14 protein-coding genes are annotated in these 15,113 nt (G+C 66.1%); 5 read left to right on the forward strand and 9 right to left on the reverse strand.

Annotation, left to right across the window (positions count from 1 at the left end):
- Nucleotides 1-51 precede the first annotated feature (51 nt).
- Nucleotides 52-957, reverse strand: a complete 906-nt coding sequence (locus NM2_RS00005) for an alcohol dehydrogenase catalytic domain-containing protein (RefSeq protein WP_067661992.1) — start codon at nucleotides 955-957, stop codon at nucleotides 52-54.
- 358 nt (nucleotides 958-1,315) lie between these two features.
- Between NM2_RS00005 and NM2_RS00010 the strand changes: the two genes are divergently transcribed.
- From NM2_RS00010 to NM2_RS00030, 5 genes are read left to right on the forward strand one after another with little or no spacing between them, the layout of a single operon-like run.
- The gene (locus NM2_RS00010) at nucleotides 1,316-2,815 is read left to right on the forward strand and encodes a CoA-acylating methylmalonate-semialdehyde dehydrogenase (RefSeq protein ID WP_067661995.1); all 1,500 of its coding nucleotides are present in this window, start codon (nucleotides 1,316-1,318) and stop codon (nucleotides 2,813-2,815) included.
- Nucleotides 2,816-2,818: 3 nt separating this feature from the next.
- A complete protein-coding gene (locus NM2_RS00015) occupies nucleotides 2,819-3,958 on the forward strand; it encodes an acyl-CoA dehydrogenase family protein (protein WP_067661997.1) in 1,140 nt (379 codons plus the stop codon).
- Nucleotides 3,955-5,073 carry an enoyl-CoA hydratase/isomerase family protein gene (locus NM2_RS00020; protein WP_067662000.1) on the forward strand — a complete coding sequence of 373 codons (1,119 nt, stop codon included), beginning with the start codon at nucleotides 3,955-3,957 and terminating at the stop codon, nucleotides 5,071-5,073. Before NM2_RS00015 ends, NM2_RS00020 begins: the two co-directional genes overlap by 4 nt.
- On the forward strand, nucleotides 5,070-5,978 hold the full coding sequence (gene mmsB, locus NM2_RS00025; RefSeq protein ID WP_067662004.1) for a 3-hydroxyisobutyrate dehydrogenase: 909 nt from the start codon (nucleotides 5,070-5,072) through the stop codon (nucleotides 5,976-5,978). Before NM2_RS00020 ends, mmsB begins: the two co-directional genes overlap by 4 nt.
- Nucleotides 5,975-6,751 carry an enoyl-CoA hydratase gene (locus NM2_RS00030; protein ID WP_067662008.1) on the forward strand — a complete coding sequence of 259 codons (777 nt, stop codon included), beginning with the start codon at nucleotides 5,975-5,977 and terminating at the stop codon, nucleotides 6,749-6,751. Before mmsB ends, NM2_RS00030 begins: the two co-directional genes overlap by 4 nt.
- A 95-nt stretch (nucleotides 6,752-6,846) precedes the next feature.
- Here NM2_RS00030 and NM2_RS00035 read toward each other — a convergent pair whose 3' ends face one another.
- The 8 genes from NM2_RS00035 to NM2_RS00070 form a co-directional block, all read right to left on the reverse strand.
- Nucleotides 6,847-8,331: an NAD-dependent succinate-semialdehyde dehydrogenase gene (locus NM2_RS00035; RefSeq protein ID WP_067662015.1), complete on the reverse strand. Its 1,485-nt coding sequence runs from the start codon at nucleotides 8,329-8,331 to the stop codon at nucleotides 6,847-6,849.
- 40 nt (nucleotides 8,332-8,371) lie between these two features.
- Nucleotides 8,372-9,241 (reverse strand): SDR family oxidoreductase, encoded by an 870-nt coding sequence (locus NM2_RS00040; protein ID WP_067662017.1) that lies wholly within the window; start codon nucleotides 9,239-9,241, stop codon nucleotides 8,372-8,374.
- An 81-nt stretch (nucleotides 9,242-9,322) separates the two neighbouring features.
- Complete coding sequence (locus tag NM2_RS00045; RefSeq protein WP_169816077.1) at nucleotides 9,323-10,207, reverse strand: enoyl-CoA hydratase/isomerase family protein; 885 nt, start codon at nucleotides 10,205-10,207, stop codon at nucleotides 9,323-9,325.
- The gene (locus NM2_RS00050; RefSeq protein WP_067662019.1) at nucleotides 10,204-11,340 is read right to left on the reverse strand and encodes a CoA transferase; all 1,137 of its coding nucleotides are present in this window, start codon (nucleotides 11,338-11,340) and stop codon (nucleotides 10,204-10,206) included. Before NM2_RS00050 ends, NM2_RS00045 begins: the two co-directional genes overlap by 4 nt.
- Nucleotides 11,337-12,476 (reverse strand): CaiB/BaiF CoA transferase family protein, encoded by a 1,140-nt coding sequence (locus NM2_RS00055; protein ID WP_157120812.1) that lies wholly within the window; start codon nucleotides 12,474-12,476, stop codon nucleotides 11,337-11,339. Before NM2_RS00055 ends, NM2_RS00050 begins: the two co-directional genes overlap by 4 nt.
- Before the next feature lie 10 nt (nucleotides 12,477-12,486).
- Entirely contained in the window at nucleotides 12,487-13,293 is an 807-nt protein-coding gene (locus tag NM2_RS00060) for an SDR family NAD(P)-dependent oxidoreductase (protein WP_067662025.1), read from the reverse strand.
- Complete coding sequence (locus NM2_RS00065) at nucleotides 13,293-13,631, reverse strand: 2Fe-2S iron-sulfur cluster-binding protein (RefSeq protein ID WP_067662028.1); 339 nt, start codon at nucleotides 13,629-13,631, stop codon at nucleotides 13,293-13,295. The genes NM2_RS00060 and NM2_RS00065 overlap by 1 nt, the downstream gene beginning before the upstream one ends.
- A 15-nt stretch (nucleotides 13,632-13,646) precedes the next feature.
- Nucleotides 13,647-14,882, reverse strand: coding sequence for an NAD(P)/FAD-dependent oxidoreductase (locus NM2_RS00070; RefSeq protein WP_067662031.1), 1,236 nt, complete (start codon nucleotides 14,880-14,882; stop codon nucleotides 13,647-13,649).
- Nucleotides 14,883-15,113 lie beyond the last annotated feature (231 nt).

Raw genomic sequence — 15,113 nt, forward strand, 5'->3', positions numbered from 1 at the left:
CGCGGATACCCGCCCATGCCGCAGGACATGTGGCGCGACGGTCCGGATCAGTCAGCGCACCATCACTACTCGGTGTCCGCGGCGACGGTCGAGCTCCGCGTGGGCCTGGCGGAATTCGCGCCAATCGAAAACCACCGGGTCGGGTACATTCAGCGAGCCCCGCTCGAGGTGGTCGACGAGCTCACCGAGCTGGCGACCGGACTCCTGCGTGATGACGAGCACGCTCGACCTACCGGCCATATCCGGTGACCGCGGATCCGGTCGCGCTGCGGGATCCACGCTGACCCACCGCCCAGCCGGCCGGAGCAGGGTGCCGTCGACGACGCCGGCTGTGTCGACGACGCCGTCGGCACAACCCGCTGCGGCGGCGCCCACGGACGCGGTGAACTCGAGCCCCGGGGGCATGCCGTCCAGTTGACCGGCATTGCGGAACAATCCGTGCGCCCGGTAGCCGTACAGCGGCAACAGTTGAATCGCCATGCGGCCCACCGCACCTCGTGCGCCGGCCACCATCACCTCGCTGCCGGCCGGCAGATCCAACGCTCGAACAGCTTGCAGCGCGGTCAACCCGGCCAGCGGCAACTGAACTAGCATCGTCACCGGAATCCCGTCGGGCACCGGGACGACCGAAGTCACGGGCAAACGGACCAATTCCGACCAGACGCCCACTCCCGTCGCCGCCATCGCGGACATCGCCAGCACGCGGGTGCCAACCGCCGGTGATCGGTCCGTCGCGCCAACACGGACCACCGTCCCGACCAAGTCGTAACCCAGCGTAAACGGCGACTGCCCGGCCCGCGGTTCGATCGCGCCGGACCGGATCTTGACATCCGCCGGATTGATCGCCGACGCCTCCAGCTCGATGAGAACCTGCCCGGGCCCGGGTGCGGGGTCCGGCACGTGACGCAACCCGAGCGCATCGATTCCCCCGGGCTGATCGAACTGAATGCTGAGCATCGGATCCGCACTCCTTCTACCTGCCCACCGGTCGGTCAGCATGGCGAGCTTTGACGTTAGCGGGCACCTTCGGTTCATTTTCCGCCAACGAGCGACCGAAGGAGACCGAGGGTCCGGTTGGGCGTCTACGCGATCCCCTTCCCTCAGTCAGCGGATTGCTTCGCGCCCGCATCGATTCCTCTATCAACCCAGCACGCCGATGCTCGCGTACTTGCGCAAGGACCTGGTCTACCACTCGCACCCCTCAGTGAACACATTCACTTGTGAATTATCACACAATAATATTGTTGGATGTCCAACTATAGGATGCCAAACGTCTGATGTGCGATCGGCGCACGAGCAGCAAGGCAGGAGTGACATGGTTCGAGAACTCACCCATTTCGTCGGTGGACGGCAGGTTCCCGGAACGTCCAGGAGGTTCGGCGACGTCTACGACCCCAGCACGGGGCAGGTGCAGGCCAGGGTGCCGCTGGCGACGGAGGCCGAGGTGGCGGACGTCGTGGCGAATGCGGCTGCGGCGCAGCTGGAATGGGCGGCGTTCAATCCGCAGAAGCGGGCGCGGGTGCTGATGCGGTTCCTGACGCTGGTGCAGGACGAGATGGGCTCCCTGGCAGCGCTGCTGTCCGCCGAGCACGGCAAGACGATCCCCGATGCCAAGGGCGATATTCAGCGCGGCCTCGAGGTCGTAGAGTTCGCCACCGGCATCCCGCACCTGCTCAAGGGCGAGTATTCCGGCAGCGCGGGCACCGGCATCGACGTGTACTCCATGCGCCAGCCGCTCGGCGTGGTCGCTGGTATCACGCCGTTCAACTTCCCGGCCATGATCCCGCTGTGGAAGGCCGGGCCCGCTCTGGCGTGCGGAAATGCCTTCGTGCTCAAGCCTTCCGAGCGCGACCCTTCGGTGCCGCTGCGCCTGGCTGAGCTCTTCCTGGAGGCGGGCCTTCCGCCCGGGGTGTTCAACGTGGTCAACGGCGACAAGGTCGCGGTCGACGCGCTGCTGACCGATCCGCGGATTCAGGCCGTCGGGTTCGTCGGTTCGACGCCGATCGCGCAGTACATCTACGAGACCGCGACCGCGCACGGCAAGCGCGCGCAGTGTTTCGGCGGGGCCAAGAACCATGCGATCGTCATGCCCGACGCCGATCTGGACGATGTGGCCGACCAGTTGATCGGGGCGGGCTACGGTTCGGCCGGCGAGCGGTGCATGGCGATCTCGGTCGCGGTCCCGGTAGGCGCGGAAACGGCGGATCGTCTGCGCGACAAGCTGATCGAGCGCATTCACAAGCTCAACATCGGTCGCTCGGACGACCCGGGCGCCGACTTCGGCCCGCTGGTCGGCCAGGACGGCGTGGACCGGGTGAACAACTATGTCCAGGTCGGCGTCGACGAAGGCGCCGAGCTGGTCATCGACGGCCGCGGCGTCACGGTCGAGGGCGCGGCGGACGGATTCTTCGTCGGCGCGACGCTGTTCGACAACGTCACCGCGGACATGCGGATCTACCGCGAGGAGATCTTCGGTCCAGTGCTGGCCATCGTGCGCGCGAAGGACTACGAGGAGGCGCTGCGCCTGCCGAACGAGCACGAGTTCGGCAACGGGGTCGCGATCTTCACCCGCGACGGTGATACCGCCCGCGATTTCGCGACCCGGGTGCAGGTCGGCATGGTCGGGGTCAACGTGCCGATCCCGGTGCCGATCGCCTATCACACCTTCGGCGGCTGGAAGCGTTCCGGCTTCGGGGATCTCAACCAGCACGGTCCCGACTCGATCCGCTTCTACACCAAGACCAAGACGGTGACACAGCGTTGGCCCAAGGGGCTGAAGGAATCCAACGCCTTCGTCATCCCGACGATGGAATAGGCGATGTTCGTACTGGACGAGGACGAGAAGGCGATCGTCGAAACCGCTCGTTCCTTCGCTGACGAACTGCTCGCGCCCAACGCCCTGGACTGGGACGAGCACAAGCATTTCCCCATCGACGTGCTGCGCAAGGCCGGCCCGCTCGGTCTCGGTGGCATCTATGTGCGCGAGGATGTGGGCGGATCGGCACTGCGTCGCTTGGATGCCGTGCGCATATTCGAACAGCTCGCGACCGGATGTCCGGCCGTGGCCGCGTTCATCTCCATCCACAACATGGCCACGTGGATGATCGACACCTACGGCGACGAAGCACAACGCCAGCGATGGCTGCCCGAGCTGGCATCGATGAACCTGCTGGCCAGCTACGCGCTCACCGAACCCGGCGTGGGCTCGGACGCGGCGGCCTTGAGCACCAAGGCCGTTCGCGACGGTGAGGATTATCTGCTCACCGGCGTCAAGCAATTCATCTCCGGCGCGGGCAGCAGCGACGTCTACGTGGTCATGGCGCGCACAGGAGCTGAAGGGCCGCAAGGGATTTCGGCATTCATCGTGTCCGCCGACACGGTAGGGCTGTCGTTCGGAGCGAACGAGCGGAAAATGGGCTGGAACGCTCAGCCCACCCGGCAGGTCATCTTCGACAACGCCAGGGTGCCCGCGGCCAACCTCCTGGGATCCGAAGGCAGCGGGTTCCGCATCGCGATGAGCGCGCTCAACGGCGGTCGGCTCAACATCGCCGCCTGCTCGCTGGGCGGGGCACAGGAAGCGCTGAACCGGACCGTGTCATATCTGGCCGAGCGCAAGGCCTTCGGCGCCCGGCTGCTGGACAACGCCGCACTGCAGTTCGAGTTGGCCGATATGCGCACCTCGCTCGAGGCGGCCCGCACGCTGCTGTGGCGAGCGGCCGTCGGTTTGGACACCGGCTCCGCGGACAAAGTGGAGCTGTGCGCCATGGCGAAACGGTTCACCACCGACATCGGATTCGAGGTCGCCAACAAAGCCTTGCAGTTGCACGGCGGCTACGGATACCTCGCCGAATACGGAATCGAGAAGATCGTCCGCGACCTGCGGGTGCACCAGATTCTCGAAGGAACGAACGAGATCATGCGGGTGGTTGTCGCCCGTTCGGTAGTAGGAGCAGCATGAGCGCGGAACCGCAGACGGGGACAGCCCCGCCGGAAGTCCTGATCGAGAAACACGGTGGCCTCGGGCTGATCACACTCAATCGCCCCAAGGCTCTCAACGCGCTCAATCACTCGATGGCGCTGACGATCCTGGATGCGTTGCGCGAGTGGGAGCGCGACGACTCGGTACGAACAGTCGCCATCACGGGCGCGGGCGAGCGCGGACTGTGCGCGGGCGGCGACATCGTCGCCATCCACGCCGACGCCGAACAAGCCGTCGCCCGAGGCGCTTCCCCGTACGAGAGCGCCGACTCGCCCAGCGGCAGATTCTGGCGCGATGAGTACGTCCTGAACGCACTCATCAGCCGATACCCGAAACCCTATGTCGCGGTGATGGACGGCATCGTCATGGGCGGCGGCGTCGGGCTGTCCGGGCACGCCTCGCATCGCATCGTGACCGAGCGGTCCATGATCGGAATGCCCGAAACCGGCATCGGGTTCGTCCCGGACGTCGGCGGCACCTGGCTGCTGGCGCGCTCACCCGGGGAGATCGGCACACACGTCGCACTCACCACCGCACGCATGACCGCCAGTGACGCCATCGCGGCGAGGTTCGCCGACTATTTCGTTCCGTCCGAACACATCCCAGCGCTACTGGACACTCTGCGCACGACCGACCCCGACATCGCTATCGCCAAGTTCGCACAACCCGCACCCGCCTCGGCCCTTCAGGCACAACAAGACTGGATCGACGCGTGCTACAGCGCGAACACAGTCGAGGAAATCCTGCACCGGCTACAGGGCGACGGCCGACCCGAAGCAGCCAAGGCCGCAGCGGACGTGCTGGCCAAATCGCCTGCAGCACTGAAGGTCACACTGCGTGAACTACGCGGCGCGCGAACCGCCGGATCGCTCGAAGAAGTACTCGACCAGGAGTACCGGGTCTCGGTCGCCGCTCTCACCACCCACGACCTGATCGAAGGTATTCGCGCCCAGGTCATCGACAAAGACCGAACCCCGCGGTGGTCGCCCGCCACCCTCGCGGAAGTCACCGCGGCGGACGTCGAGGCCTACCTCGGCGAGCTCGGCGACCGCGAATTGGGTTCGGCCGCAGCGAAAGACAAGGATACGCAATGAGCAAACCCGAAGACACGACGATCGGATTCTTGGGCCTGGGCCACATGGGCGGCCCGATGGCCGCCAACCTCGCCGCGGCGAAGTACCAGGTCCTGGCCTTCGATCCCGTTCCCGAAGCCCAGGACCAAGCCCGGCGGGACGGCCTCACCGTCGTCGCGACCGCCCCCGAAGCCGTCGCCGAAGCCGACATCGTCATCACGATGCTGCCCAACGGGCGTATCGTGCTCGAGGTCTACCGCGAGATCCTCGCCGCCGCCAAGCCCGGCACACTGTTCATCGACTCCTCCACCATCGACGTCGCCGACTCCGTCGCTGCCGCCGAACTCGCTGTGACACAAGGTCACCGGGCACTGGACGCGCCAGTCTCCGGCGGCGTGACCGGTGCGGCCGCGGGCACACTGACCTTCATGGTGGGTGGCGCGGAGGCCGACTTCGCCCAGGCGCTGCCGCTGCTGGAGGTCATGGGCCGCCAGGTCGTGCACTGCGGCGGCCCCGGGGTGGGACAGGCGGCGAAGATCTGTAACAACATGCTGCTGGGCATCTCGATGATCGGCTTGTCCGAGGCCATCGTGCTCGGCGAGAAGCTCGGCCTGGCACACGACAAATTCTTCGACGTGGTGTCCACCGCATCGGGACAGTCCTGGGCGCTGACCACCAACTGCCCGGTTCCGGGCCCGGTACCGACCAGCCCGGCGAACAACGACTACAAGCCCGGCTTCGCCACCGCCCTCATGACCAAGGACCTCAACCTGGCCGCGAACGCCCTGCGCGACAACGGGGTCCAAGGGCGGATCGGACAGCTCGCCGCCGACATCTACAACGACTTCAACCAAGTCGGATCGAGCACGGACTTCTCGGCAGTCATCACCGACATCCGGAAACGATCGGAAAAGGAACAGGCATGACCACATTCGAGACCATCCTGCTCGAGCGCAAAGGCCGCGTCGCACTCATCACCCTCAACCGGCCCAAGGCACTCAACGCGCTCAACTCACAGGTGCTCACCGACATCACAGCCGCACTCGACGAACTCGAAAACGACCGTGAGATAGGCGCGGTCGTGCTGACCGGCTCCGAACGAGCCTTCGCCGCCGGCGCGGACATCAAGGAAATGCAGACCAAGTCCTACATGGACATGTTCTTCACCGACCACTTCGCCGGCTGGGACCGGCTGGTCGCCTTCCGCAAACCCATCATCGCCGCGGTCGCGGGCTATGCCCTCGGCGGTGGCTGCGAGCTCGCCATGGTGTGCGACATCCTCATCGCCGCCGACAACGCCAAGTTCGGCCAGCCGGAGATCAAGCTCGGCGTCATCCCCGGCATGGGCGGCTCACAACGCCTCACCCGCGCCGTCGGCAAGGCAAAAGCCATGGACCTCATCCTCACCGGCCGCAACATGGACGCCGAGGAGGCCGAACGCGCGGGCCTGGTCGCGCGGATCGTGCCGGCCGCCGACCTGCTCGGCACCGCCCTGGAGGTCGCCGAGACGATCGCATCGATGTCGCTGCCGTCGGTGATGATCGCCACCGAAGCGGTGAACCGCTCGTTCGAGACCACCCTGACCGAGGGACTGCGGTTCGAACGCCGAGTGTTCCACTCCCTGTTCGCTACCGCCGACCAGAAGGAAGGCATGGCGGCCTTCGTCGAGAAACGCCCCGCCAACTTCACCGGTCAGTAGCGCACAGCGTCCTCGACGCACGGTGCGAAAGTACCGCCGGGGCGGCGGACATGCGTCCGCCGCCCCGGCGATCTCGATCGTCGAAATGCGTTGTGTTACATCTGCAACGCGACGAACTTCGTCTCCAGGAACTCGTCGAGGCCCTCCCAGGAGCCTTCGCGTCCCAGACCGGACTTCTTGACGCCACCGAAAGGCGCGGCGGCATAGGCCACCGTCCCTCGGTTGAGACCGACATTCCCGGTTTCCAGGGCTTCGGAGACCCGCACCGCGCGGTGCAGGTTCTGCGTGAAGACGTAGGCGACCAGGCCGTAGTCCGTGTCGTTCGCCCGCCGCACCACGTCGGGCTCGTCGTCGAACGGGATCAGCGCGGCGACCGGGCCGAAGATCTCCTCGGCGTTGAGCACAGCGTCGGCGGGGACGTCACGCAGCACCGTGGGCTGGTAGAAGTATCCCGGACGGTCCGGAAGACCACCTCCGACAACGAGTTTCGCGCCCTTGGCCACGGCGTCGTCCACGATCGCGGCGACATTGGCAACCTGCCTGGCGTTGATGAGCGGCCCCAGGTTGACCCCGTCCTGGGCCCAGTTGCCCTGGACGTAGCCGGCCATCCGCTCGACCAGCATCTCCTGAAAGCGGTCGATGATCGTGGAATGCACGAAGATCCGATTGGCCGAGGTGCAGGTCTGGCCCGCGTTCCACATCTTGTTCATCATCAGGGCATCGATGGCGACCTGGAGGTCGGCATCGTCGAAAACGATGAAAGGAGCGTTGCCACCCAACTCCAGCGACGTACTCAGGACTTGCTCGGCGGCCTGTTCCAGCAGCTTGACGCCGACCGCGGTGGACCCGGTGAACGACAGTTTGCGAGCCAGCCCGGACCGGATCAACGGCTCCATGACATCGTTCGGGGAACTGGTGGTGACGGTGTTGAGGGCGCCTGCGGGGACACCTGCATCCATGAGCGCCTGGGCGAAAGCCAGTAGTACCAAGGGGGTTTCGGTGGCCGGCTTGATCACCACCGTGCACCCCGCGGCGATGGCCGGGGCCAGTTTGCGGGCCGCCTGGGAGAACGGGAAGTTCCAGGGCGTGATCAGGATGGACGTGCCGATCGGCTGCTTCACCACGATCATTCGTCCCCCGCTGACGGGGTTGATCTGGTAGTTGCCCGCTGTGCGGACCGCTTCCTCGGCGAAGTGCTCGATGAAGTCGATACCGCTGTTGATCTCGGCGCGGGATTCGAACAGCGGCTTGCCCGCCTCCATGGACAGCAGCCGGGCCATGGTCTCCATGCGCTCCCGCAGGATCTCCACGACTCCCCGGAGAATGCCGGCCCGGAACTTGGGCGTCGTGGCCGCGAACCCCGCCTGGGCCGCGACCGCGGCCTCCAGCGCACGCCGACCGTCGGCCGGTGTCGCATCCGCGACCTCGATCAGCGGCTCTTCGGTCGAGGGATCGTAGATGGTGTAGGTCTTTTCGCCGGACGCCGGGACCCACTGACCGTCGATGAGCAGGTTGGTCGGTGTCGCGCCGAGGATCTGCGCCTGGGCCGGTTCCCGGACGGCTGCGGTGTCGATGCTCATGTTCTTCTCCTGAAACGTTCGTAGGCGGACTCGAGTCCGGTCATCGCGCTGCGTCCACGGGCTCGGTCGCGGCCATCTCGTGCAGCCCTTTGACGGTGAAGGCATAGTCGACCTGAAGGTCCTGTCCGCTGACGTAGCCGGCGAGACCGCTGTTGAGGAAGATCAGGGCGCGGGCTTGCTGCTCCGGTGTCGAGGCCACACCCACCTCCGAAATGTGAGAACCCCTCAAGCCGTTGGCGTTTCGGCTGAAGTCCTCCGCCATCGGCGTATCGGTGGCGGCCGGGGAGATCGCGTTGAGCCGGATCCGCTGGCCCGACAACGTGTAGGCCCGGTACTTCATCCAGACGATCAGGGCTTCCTTGGACATCATGTAGGGGAAGTTCAGACCGGTGAACGTCTGCTCCAGCTCGTCCCGGTGGTCCCCGAACCAGCGCTGAGCGGCCTCGAAGCCATCGGTCCGGGCGAAGTCGAGGTGCAGATTCTTGCGTGTCTGCCACCGCATTCCGCCCGTGGAGGCGATCAGCGCGATCGATCCGTCCCGCGGCAGCCGCGGGATCAGGCCCTCGATCAGAGACCGCGCGCCGATGAAATTGATGGTGAGAACGTCCAGCTCGGAGAATGTCCGCCCGGCGTAGATCGTTCCCGCGATTCCCGCGCAGCTGAAGACGCGGTCCACCCGCTGTGGCACTTCAGCCAGGGCCGCGTCGATGGAATCCTTGTCCGCCAGGTCGATGCGGATGAACTTCGCCACCGGGTCCGGGGTTTCGCGGACGTCCAGGGCGATCACCTCCGCGCCGAGACCAGTCAGCAGGCGGGCGGCGGCCTGGCCCATGCCCGAGGCCGCGCCGGTCACGACGCAGATCTTGCCCGCGTAGTTCAGGAGGTCGTTGGTTGTCGTGTCGTCGGTCATGTGAAGGATCGGCTCTCTGTCGGCGGCTGATCAGCCTGAAGTATGTATTCGACTGTCATACAAGGGTTTTCGCTATCATCATCAGCTGGTGATGTTGCCGTCGAAGGCAGCGTCACGGTTCTGGTAGGCCGATTTCGTGCCGCCGTCCCGGCGCTCCCGGAAGAAGTTGAACTCGTCCTGCTCGAAGTGCAGCAGGGTGCCGAGGGTGTGGCCCACCGCGCCTCGATAGAACTGCTGGCTGCCGCCGAGCGAATCGATCGCCATGTTGTAGACCGCTTTTCCGGTCACCAGGGCGTCCTTCGGGTTGCGGGCGATGCGTTCGGCCCACTTCTCCGCGGTGGCTTCGAGCTCCTCGAGCGGAACCGAGGCGTTGGCCAGGCCCAGCCGGACGGCGTCCTGTCCGTTGAACTGGGAACCGAACAGCAGCATTTCCCGCACCTTCTTGGGGCCGTAGGTGAGGATCTGCATGTTCAGATGCCAGGTGTTGCCGGCGAAGCCGAGCCGCTGTTCGGCGTGGCTGAACCGGGCGTCGTCCGCGCAGATGACCAGGTCGACCAGTTCGGTGAGGTACATCCCGAATCCGACTGCGGCACCCTGCACCTGGGCGATCACCGGTTTCTGGGAATACAGGAAGGCCGAGTACTCCTCGGCCAGTCGCCGGTCTATGACGAGGCGCTGCCGAACGCTCATCCGGTGGGGACGGCCCTTGGCGTCCTTGCGATCCAAGCCGTAGGACTCGACGATGTCGTCGAAGTCGTGGCCTGCGCAGAACGATTTCCCGTTGCCCTTGAGGATGATGACCTTGATGTCGTCATCCTCTTCGAGTTCCCGCAGGCACCGCTGGAGCAGCTGCGCATCGTCGAAGGTCAGAGCATTGCTCTTGGACGGCCGGTTGAAGATCAACCGGCCGATCGAACCGCTTCGCTCGATCAGAATCGCTGGGCCCGCTGCCTTTTCGGTCTTCACGCCGTCGCCTCCATTCCCTCGGTCTTGCGGGCCAGGCCACCGATGACGTCGGCGAACGGCTTGGGCGCGTGCTGGCGCAACGTGCGTTCCGGGCTGGCCCAGGGGCGTCCCGGCACCAGCACTCGACGTCCCGAGTCGGTCACGACCGTGTCGAAGAAGTGTCGGTGCTCGCGCAGTTGCGGATCCTCGGCGACCTCCGGAACGGTCTTGACGGGTGCGACGGGAATCGCGAATTTCTGTGCCAAATCCAGTAATTCGGCCCTGGTGTGTGCCATCAGCCAGGGCTCGATCAGAGCGTCCACTTCGTCGGGATACTCCACGGCGATGGCGTACAGGTCGCTGTAGCGCTCCGAGCGGGACCACTCCGGGTTGCCCATCATCTCGAGCAGGCTCACCCACTCGCGTTCGGACCGGCAGATCATCGCGACATAGCCGTCCTTGCAGGGAAACAGCCCGAACGGATAGCGACCACCGGACCCCGGTGCGCGCCGCCCGTCACGGCGCAGTGGGATGTTGTAGTAGTTCGCGACCGCGCCGTAGATGCGCACATACGAGGCCAGCACATCGACCCCGGAAATCTCGACGAGCCGACCGCGACCGCTGGTGGCCGCGACGTACAGCGCGGTCACCGCCGCGGCCGCCCCGTGCAGGCCCAATTGCAGTGCGCCCATGCCGTAGGGCAGCGACAGCGGTTCGCGATCGGGATGCCCGACCATGTGCATCAGTCCGCTTTCGGCCTGCATGGTCAACTCCCCGGCTGGAGCACCCTCCGGCGATTCCCAGCCGACAGACGTCAGGGCCACATAACTCAGTCGCGGCAGCTTGCTCCGCAGAGCATCTGCGTCCAAACCGCGTTCTTTCAGTTCCGCCGTAGGCAGGTCGGTGACCACCGCGTCGGCGCGGGCGATCAACTCCTGGACCAGAACCGCGTCATCGCCTCGGTGCCAGGAGACGACATCCTTGGCCGGATCCAGGTAGGTCCGCGCCTCCGGTCCCAGATTCTCCGCACGCTGCGCGTCTTGAAGCGCGACCACATGGGCTCCGGCGTCGGCCAGCAACTTGCCGGCGTTGGCCGCCGCCCTGGTGCGGCCGATCTCCACGACCAGATATCCCCGCAGGAGACCGTCGGTCATTTCAGCACCCCTTGCTGTTCGAGTTCGGCCAGTCGCGCCGCGTCGACATAGCGGCCCAGGATGTCCTCGTTGCCGGTGCCGATCATCGGAGCCGCACCGCGAATTCGCGGCACGACTCCCTCGACCCGCCAGGGAACGCTGGTGACCGTCAACCGTCCGATCGCCGGGTGCGGATGCTCGACGTCCTGGATGTAGCCGCGGCTGGTGAAGCGGTCGTCGGTGGCGACCTGCTGCGGTGAGAGCACGGCAACGGACTCGATCCCCTTGGCCCGCAACCGGTTCAACAGTTCGGCCCGAGCATGATCGGGGCCCGATTCGTCCACGGCACGGGCCGCGGCCACCCAACAGTCGTCCTCGGCCGCGCGCTCGAGCGACCAGCGGGCGCCATCCGGGTCCTGATTGCCCACGGGACCCGGCTGGTCGCCCCGGAGCTGGTGTTCCACGAACGCCTCCCCCGCCAGCGTGGCCGCCGCCTCGATCTGCGACAGGTCGATGTGGGTGCCCTGACCGGTCGACTCCCGGACGACGAGCGCGGCCATCACGAGGAACACACCGTTGAACGAGCAGTTCAGATCCGCCAATGCCAGCGCCGAACAGCCCATGACCTGGCCGTCCTCATAGCCGATCAGGCCCTCCACACCGGCCAGCGCCGTCATCACCGGCGCGTAGGAACGCTGAGTTCGCATCGGACCGGTCTGGCCGTAGCCGCTGGCCGAGAATATGACCAAGCGGGGAAACTGTTCCCGCAGCCGATCGATGGGCAGGTCGAGCCGGTCCAGCCAGCCGGGCACGAAATTCTCGATCAGCACATCCGCGTCCGCCAGCAGGGCGAGGAACAGCTCTCTGCCCTGCTCGGTCTTCATGTTCAGAGTGACGCTCTGCTTGCTCGAGCTGGCTTCGTGCAGCAGCTGAAACGCCTCGTGCGCGGGATACCCCTCCGGGTCCGTCGGTCGTGCCAGCCGCGCACGGTTGACGTCGATCTTCGCGCGGGATTCCACTTTGACGACCTCCGCACCCATCTCGGCCAGAACTCGCCCGACCAGAGGTGCGGAGACCGCCGTGGTCACCTCAACCACCTTCACGCCGCGGAGCATGTCGACATCGCCGACGGCCGGCATCGCCCCCTGTGGGCTCATGGCGTTCACTTCATTCCCTCGATTCGCGTGTGGTCGCGGCCAATGTGCCTGCCAGATCGGTGGATTCGTAGACGCCGCCGCTGTAGAGCTCCACCGGTGAGCTACAGAGCCGGACCGCCGCCTGGGCCATCAGCCGCGGGTCCTCTGCGCCCGGGTCGTCCGGGGTCATCACACCGTGGAATACGACCCCGGGCGTCGCGACGAGGCCACCGGGGCGCAGCGCGGTCACCGATACGCCGTGATTGAAGCCTTCCGCGGCCAATCCACTGGTCAACCGTTCCAGTGCCGACTTGCACATGCCGTAGACGGTCGTGGTGCCCTTGGCGTTGAACCGGCTGGGCGGTATCTCGGGGTCCTTGGCTTCGCCGGAGGAGATATTGAGAATCCATCCGGCGCCCCGGCGCTTCATCTCCGGCATCACCAGCTGGCTCAGGTGCAGCGGCGCCATGACCTGTACCTCGAACATCAGCGCCGCACGCGCACGCGACAGTTGGGCACCAGGGGTGAAGTAGGTGACCGCGGCATTGTTGACCAGGATGTCCACCCGCCCGAAGCGGTCGGTGGCAGCCGAGACGATCCCCTCACGATCGTTCAGGTCGGTCAGGTCCGCCGGCACAGCCAGCACCGCGGCCCCGTGGGCTTCGATGGCGGCCACGGTCTCGTCCAGCGTGCCCGGGAGCCTGCCCGGCGTGTCAGCGGTGGAACGAGACGTAACCACCAGTGACGCACCGGCTTCGGCCATGGCCACCGCGATGGCGGCGCCGATTCCCCGGCTCGCTCCGGTGACCAGCGCGACGCGTCCGTCCAGTGAGGTCATCACGCCTCCTCGGGAGCGATGACGACGCCGAGTTCGTCCAACTGATCGCAATGCGCTACCTGGCAGGACAATCGCGACCGCTTCGGATCGAAGAATTCCGTCTCCTCGAGCAGTTCGAGTTCGTCCTCGCTCCGCTCCCCCAGCAACTCGACGATCCGCTCGGGCAGAAATACATGACAGGTCGCGCAGGACGCGTTCCCTCCGCAGGAGGCCAGAATGGGAAAGTCGTTGTCGCGCAGCGCTTCCATGAGAGACTGTCCGGGCTCCCAGTCCACCCGGCGACCCTGTCCGTCGCGGTCGGTCACATCGATCCCGACCACGCTTCCGGTCTTCGGCATAGCTGTTGTGCTCCTTCACACCTCGTGCGCGGCCAGATCCACGGCCGCTTCGGACAATTTGACGGCGGGGTCGGCCGCCCGTTGCGGATCGATGCGTATGGCCGCGGCGATGAGCTTCTTGCCGGGGTTGAAATCGCGCAGCGACCCGACGGTGTCGATGGCGGCGAGCCGACCTTCGCGCAGATACAGCACGGAGAACTGTTCGGTCTCGGATCCGCGGACGACCACGGTGTCTCCGGGGTCGCGCAGACCCGCTGTCTGGAACCGGACGCCGTGCTGCACGGTCCAGAACCAGGGCACCTCGCGTTTTCCGGACGGGCTTCCCATGATGTGGTTCGCGGCGTTGGTGGCCTGCGCGACGGCGCTCTGGATGCTTTCCAGTCGGCGGTTGGTCCCGTCATGCGCATCGATCAGCCGGGTGGCATCGCCAGCCGCGTAGATGTCCGGGTCGCTGGTGCGGCTGTCGTGGTCCACGACTATCCCGTCCGCTACCCGGAGTCCGCAGTCCCGCGCCAATTCCTGAAGAGGGACAACGCCGATGCCGACGACCACGACGTCGGCCGGATAAACGCTTCCATCCGAGGCGAGGACCTCCTGCGCGCGGCCGTCCCCGCGGACCTCGGTCACGGCCGCACCGAAGACGAAGCGAGTACCCCGGTCCTGGTGGATCCGTTGGAAGTACCGGGAGACCGGCTCGGAGGTGACCCTGTTCATCACCCGCTTCTCGAACTCGAGAACCGTTGTCTCGCAACCGATCGCCGCAGCCGCGGCAGCGACCTCCAGTCCGATGTATCCGGCGCCGATCACGACGACCCGCGCTCCGCCCCGCAGCGCGACCTTCAGCGCAAGTGCGTCCTCTCGCGTCTTGAGCTGGTGGATACCGGCCAGATCACCGCCGGGGACCAGCAGCCGACGAGCGTGCGACCCCGGTGCGAGGACGAGCTTGCTGTAGTCGACCCGAGATCCACTCTCCAGCAGGACATATCGCGTAGAGGGCACAACCCGTTCGATGCGCCCGCGCCGACGTTCGATCCCCTTGCTCTCGAAATAGCCGGGTCTGCGCAGCGGCACGACGGTATCCGGTGAGCCGGGCTCGAGGAAATGCTTGGAGAGCGGCGGCCGCTCGTACGGGTCGTCGGCGTCCGGGGCGATCATCAAGATGCGGCCGGCCCAGCCGAGCTCACGCAACCGGACTGCGGTCTGTACGCCCGCATGCCCGGCGCCGCCGATGATGATGGTCTCTTCAGGCATACATCGCCTCCCGAGGTCCTGTAACCGGTGTGCCGGTCTGCTGGAATTGGTTGTCGCGCATGCGATGTCTCCGCACGCCGCTACCGGGCCGATCCCACGTGCCGGCCGGGTTCGCCCCATGCTCACAGATATGAGCTGGCCCACAGGCGTCGTTTTCACTCAGCAAAAAAACCGCCCCACTTCCGTCCGATCCGGGCGGAACGATCCATAGGCTGGAGCCTGGTGCGCCGA

The organism is Nocardia miyunensis NBRC 108239 (assembly GCF_001613065.1).
Taxonomy (GTDB): Bacteria; Actinomycetota; Actinomycetes; order Mycobacteriales; family Mycobacteriaceae; genus Nocardia; species Nocardia miyunensis.

Excerpts from the sequence above, each read along its gene's own strand:
- NM2_RS00030 (WP_067662008.1), top strand. The coding sequence starts at position 5,975 with ATGACCACATTCGAGACCATCCTGCTCGAGCGCAAAGGCCGCGTCGCA.
- mmsB (WP_067662004.1), top strand. The coding sequence starts at position 5,070 with ATGAGCAAACCCGAAGACACGACGATCGGATTCTTGGGCCTGGGCCAC.
- NM2_RS00055 (WP_157120812.1), bottom strand. The coding sequence starts at position 12,476 with ATGAGCCCACAGGGGGCGATGCCGGCCGTCGGCGATGTCGACATGCTC.
- NM2_RS00020 (WP_067662000.1), top strand. The coding sequence starts at position 3,955 with ATGAGCGCGGAACCGCAGACGGGGACAGCCCCGCCGGAAGTCCTGATC.
- NM2_RS00065 (WP_067662028.1), bottom strand. The coding sequence starts at position 13,631 with ATGCCGAAGACCGGAAGCGTGGTCGGGATCGATGTGACCGACCGCGAC.
- NM2_RS00060 (WP_067662025.1), bottom strand. The coding sequence starts at position 13,293 with ATGACCTCACTGGACGGACGCGTCGCGCTGGTCACCGGAGCGAGCCGG.
- NM2_RS00010 (WP_067661995.1), top strand. The coding sequence starts at position 1,316 with ATGGTTCGAGAACTCACCCATTTCGTCGGTGGACGGCAGGTTCCCGGA.
- NM2_RS00050 (WP_067662019.1), bottom strand. The coding sequence starts at position 11,340 with ATGACCGACGGTCTCCTGCGGGGATATCTGGTCGTGGAGATCGGCCGC.
- NM2_RS00015 (WP_067661997.1), top strand. The coding sequence starts at position 2,819 with ATGTTCGTACTGGACGAGGACGAGAAGGCGATCGTCGAAACCGCTCGT.
- NM2_RS00070 (WP_067662031.1), bottom strand. The coding sequence starts at position 14,882 with ATGCCTGAAGAGACCATCATCATCGGCGGCGCCGGGCATGCGGGCGTA.
- NM2_RS00040 (WP_067662017.1), bottom strand. The coding sequence starts at position 9,241 with ATGACCGACGACACGACAACCAACGACCTCCTGAACTACGCGGGCAAG.
- NM2_RS00005 (WP_067661992.1), bottom strand. The coding sequence starts at position 957 with ATGCTCAGCATTCAGTTCGATCAGCCCGGGGGAATCGATGCGCTCGGG.
- NM2_RS00035 (WP_067662015.1), bottom strand. The coding sequence starts at position 8,331 with ATGAGCATCGACACCGCAGCCGTCCGGGAACCGGCCCAGGCGCAGATC.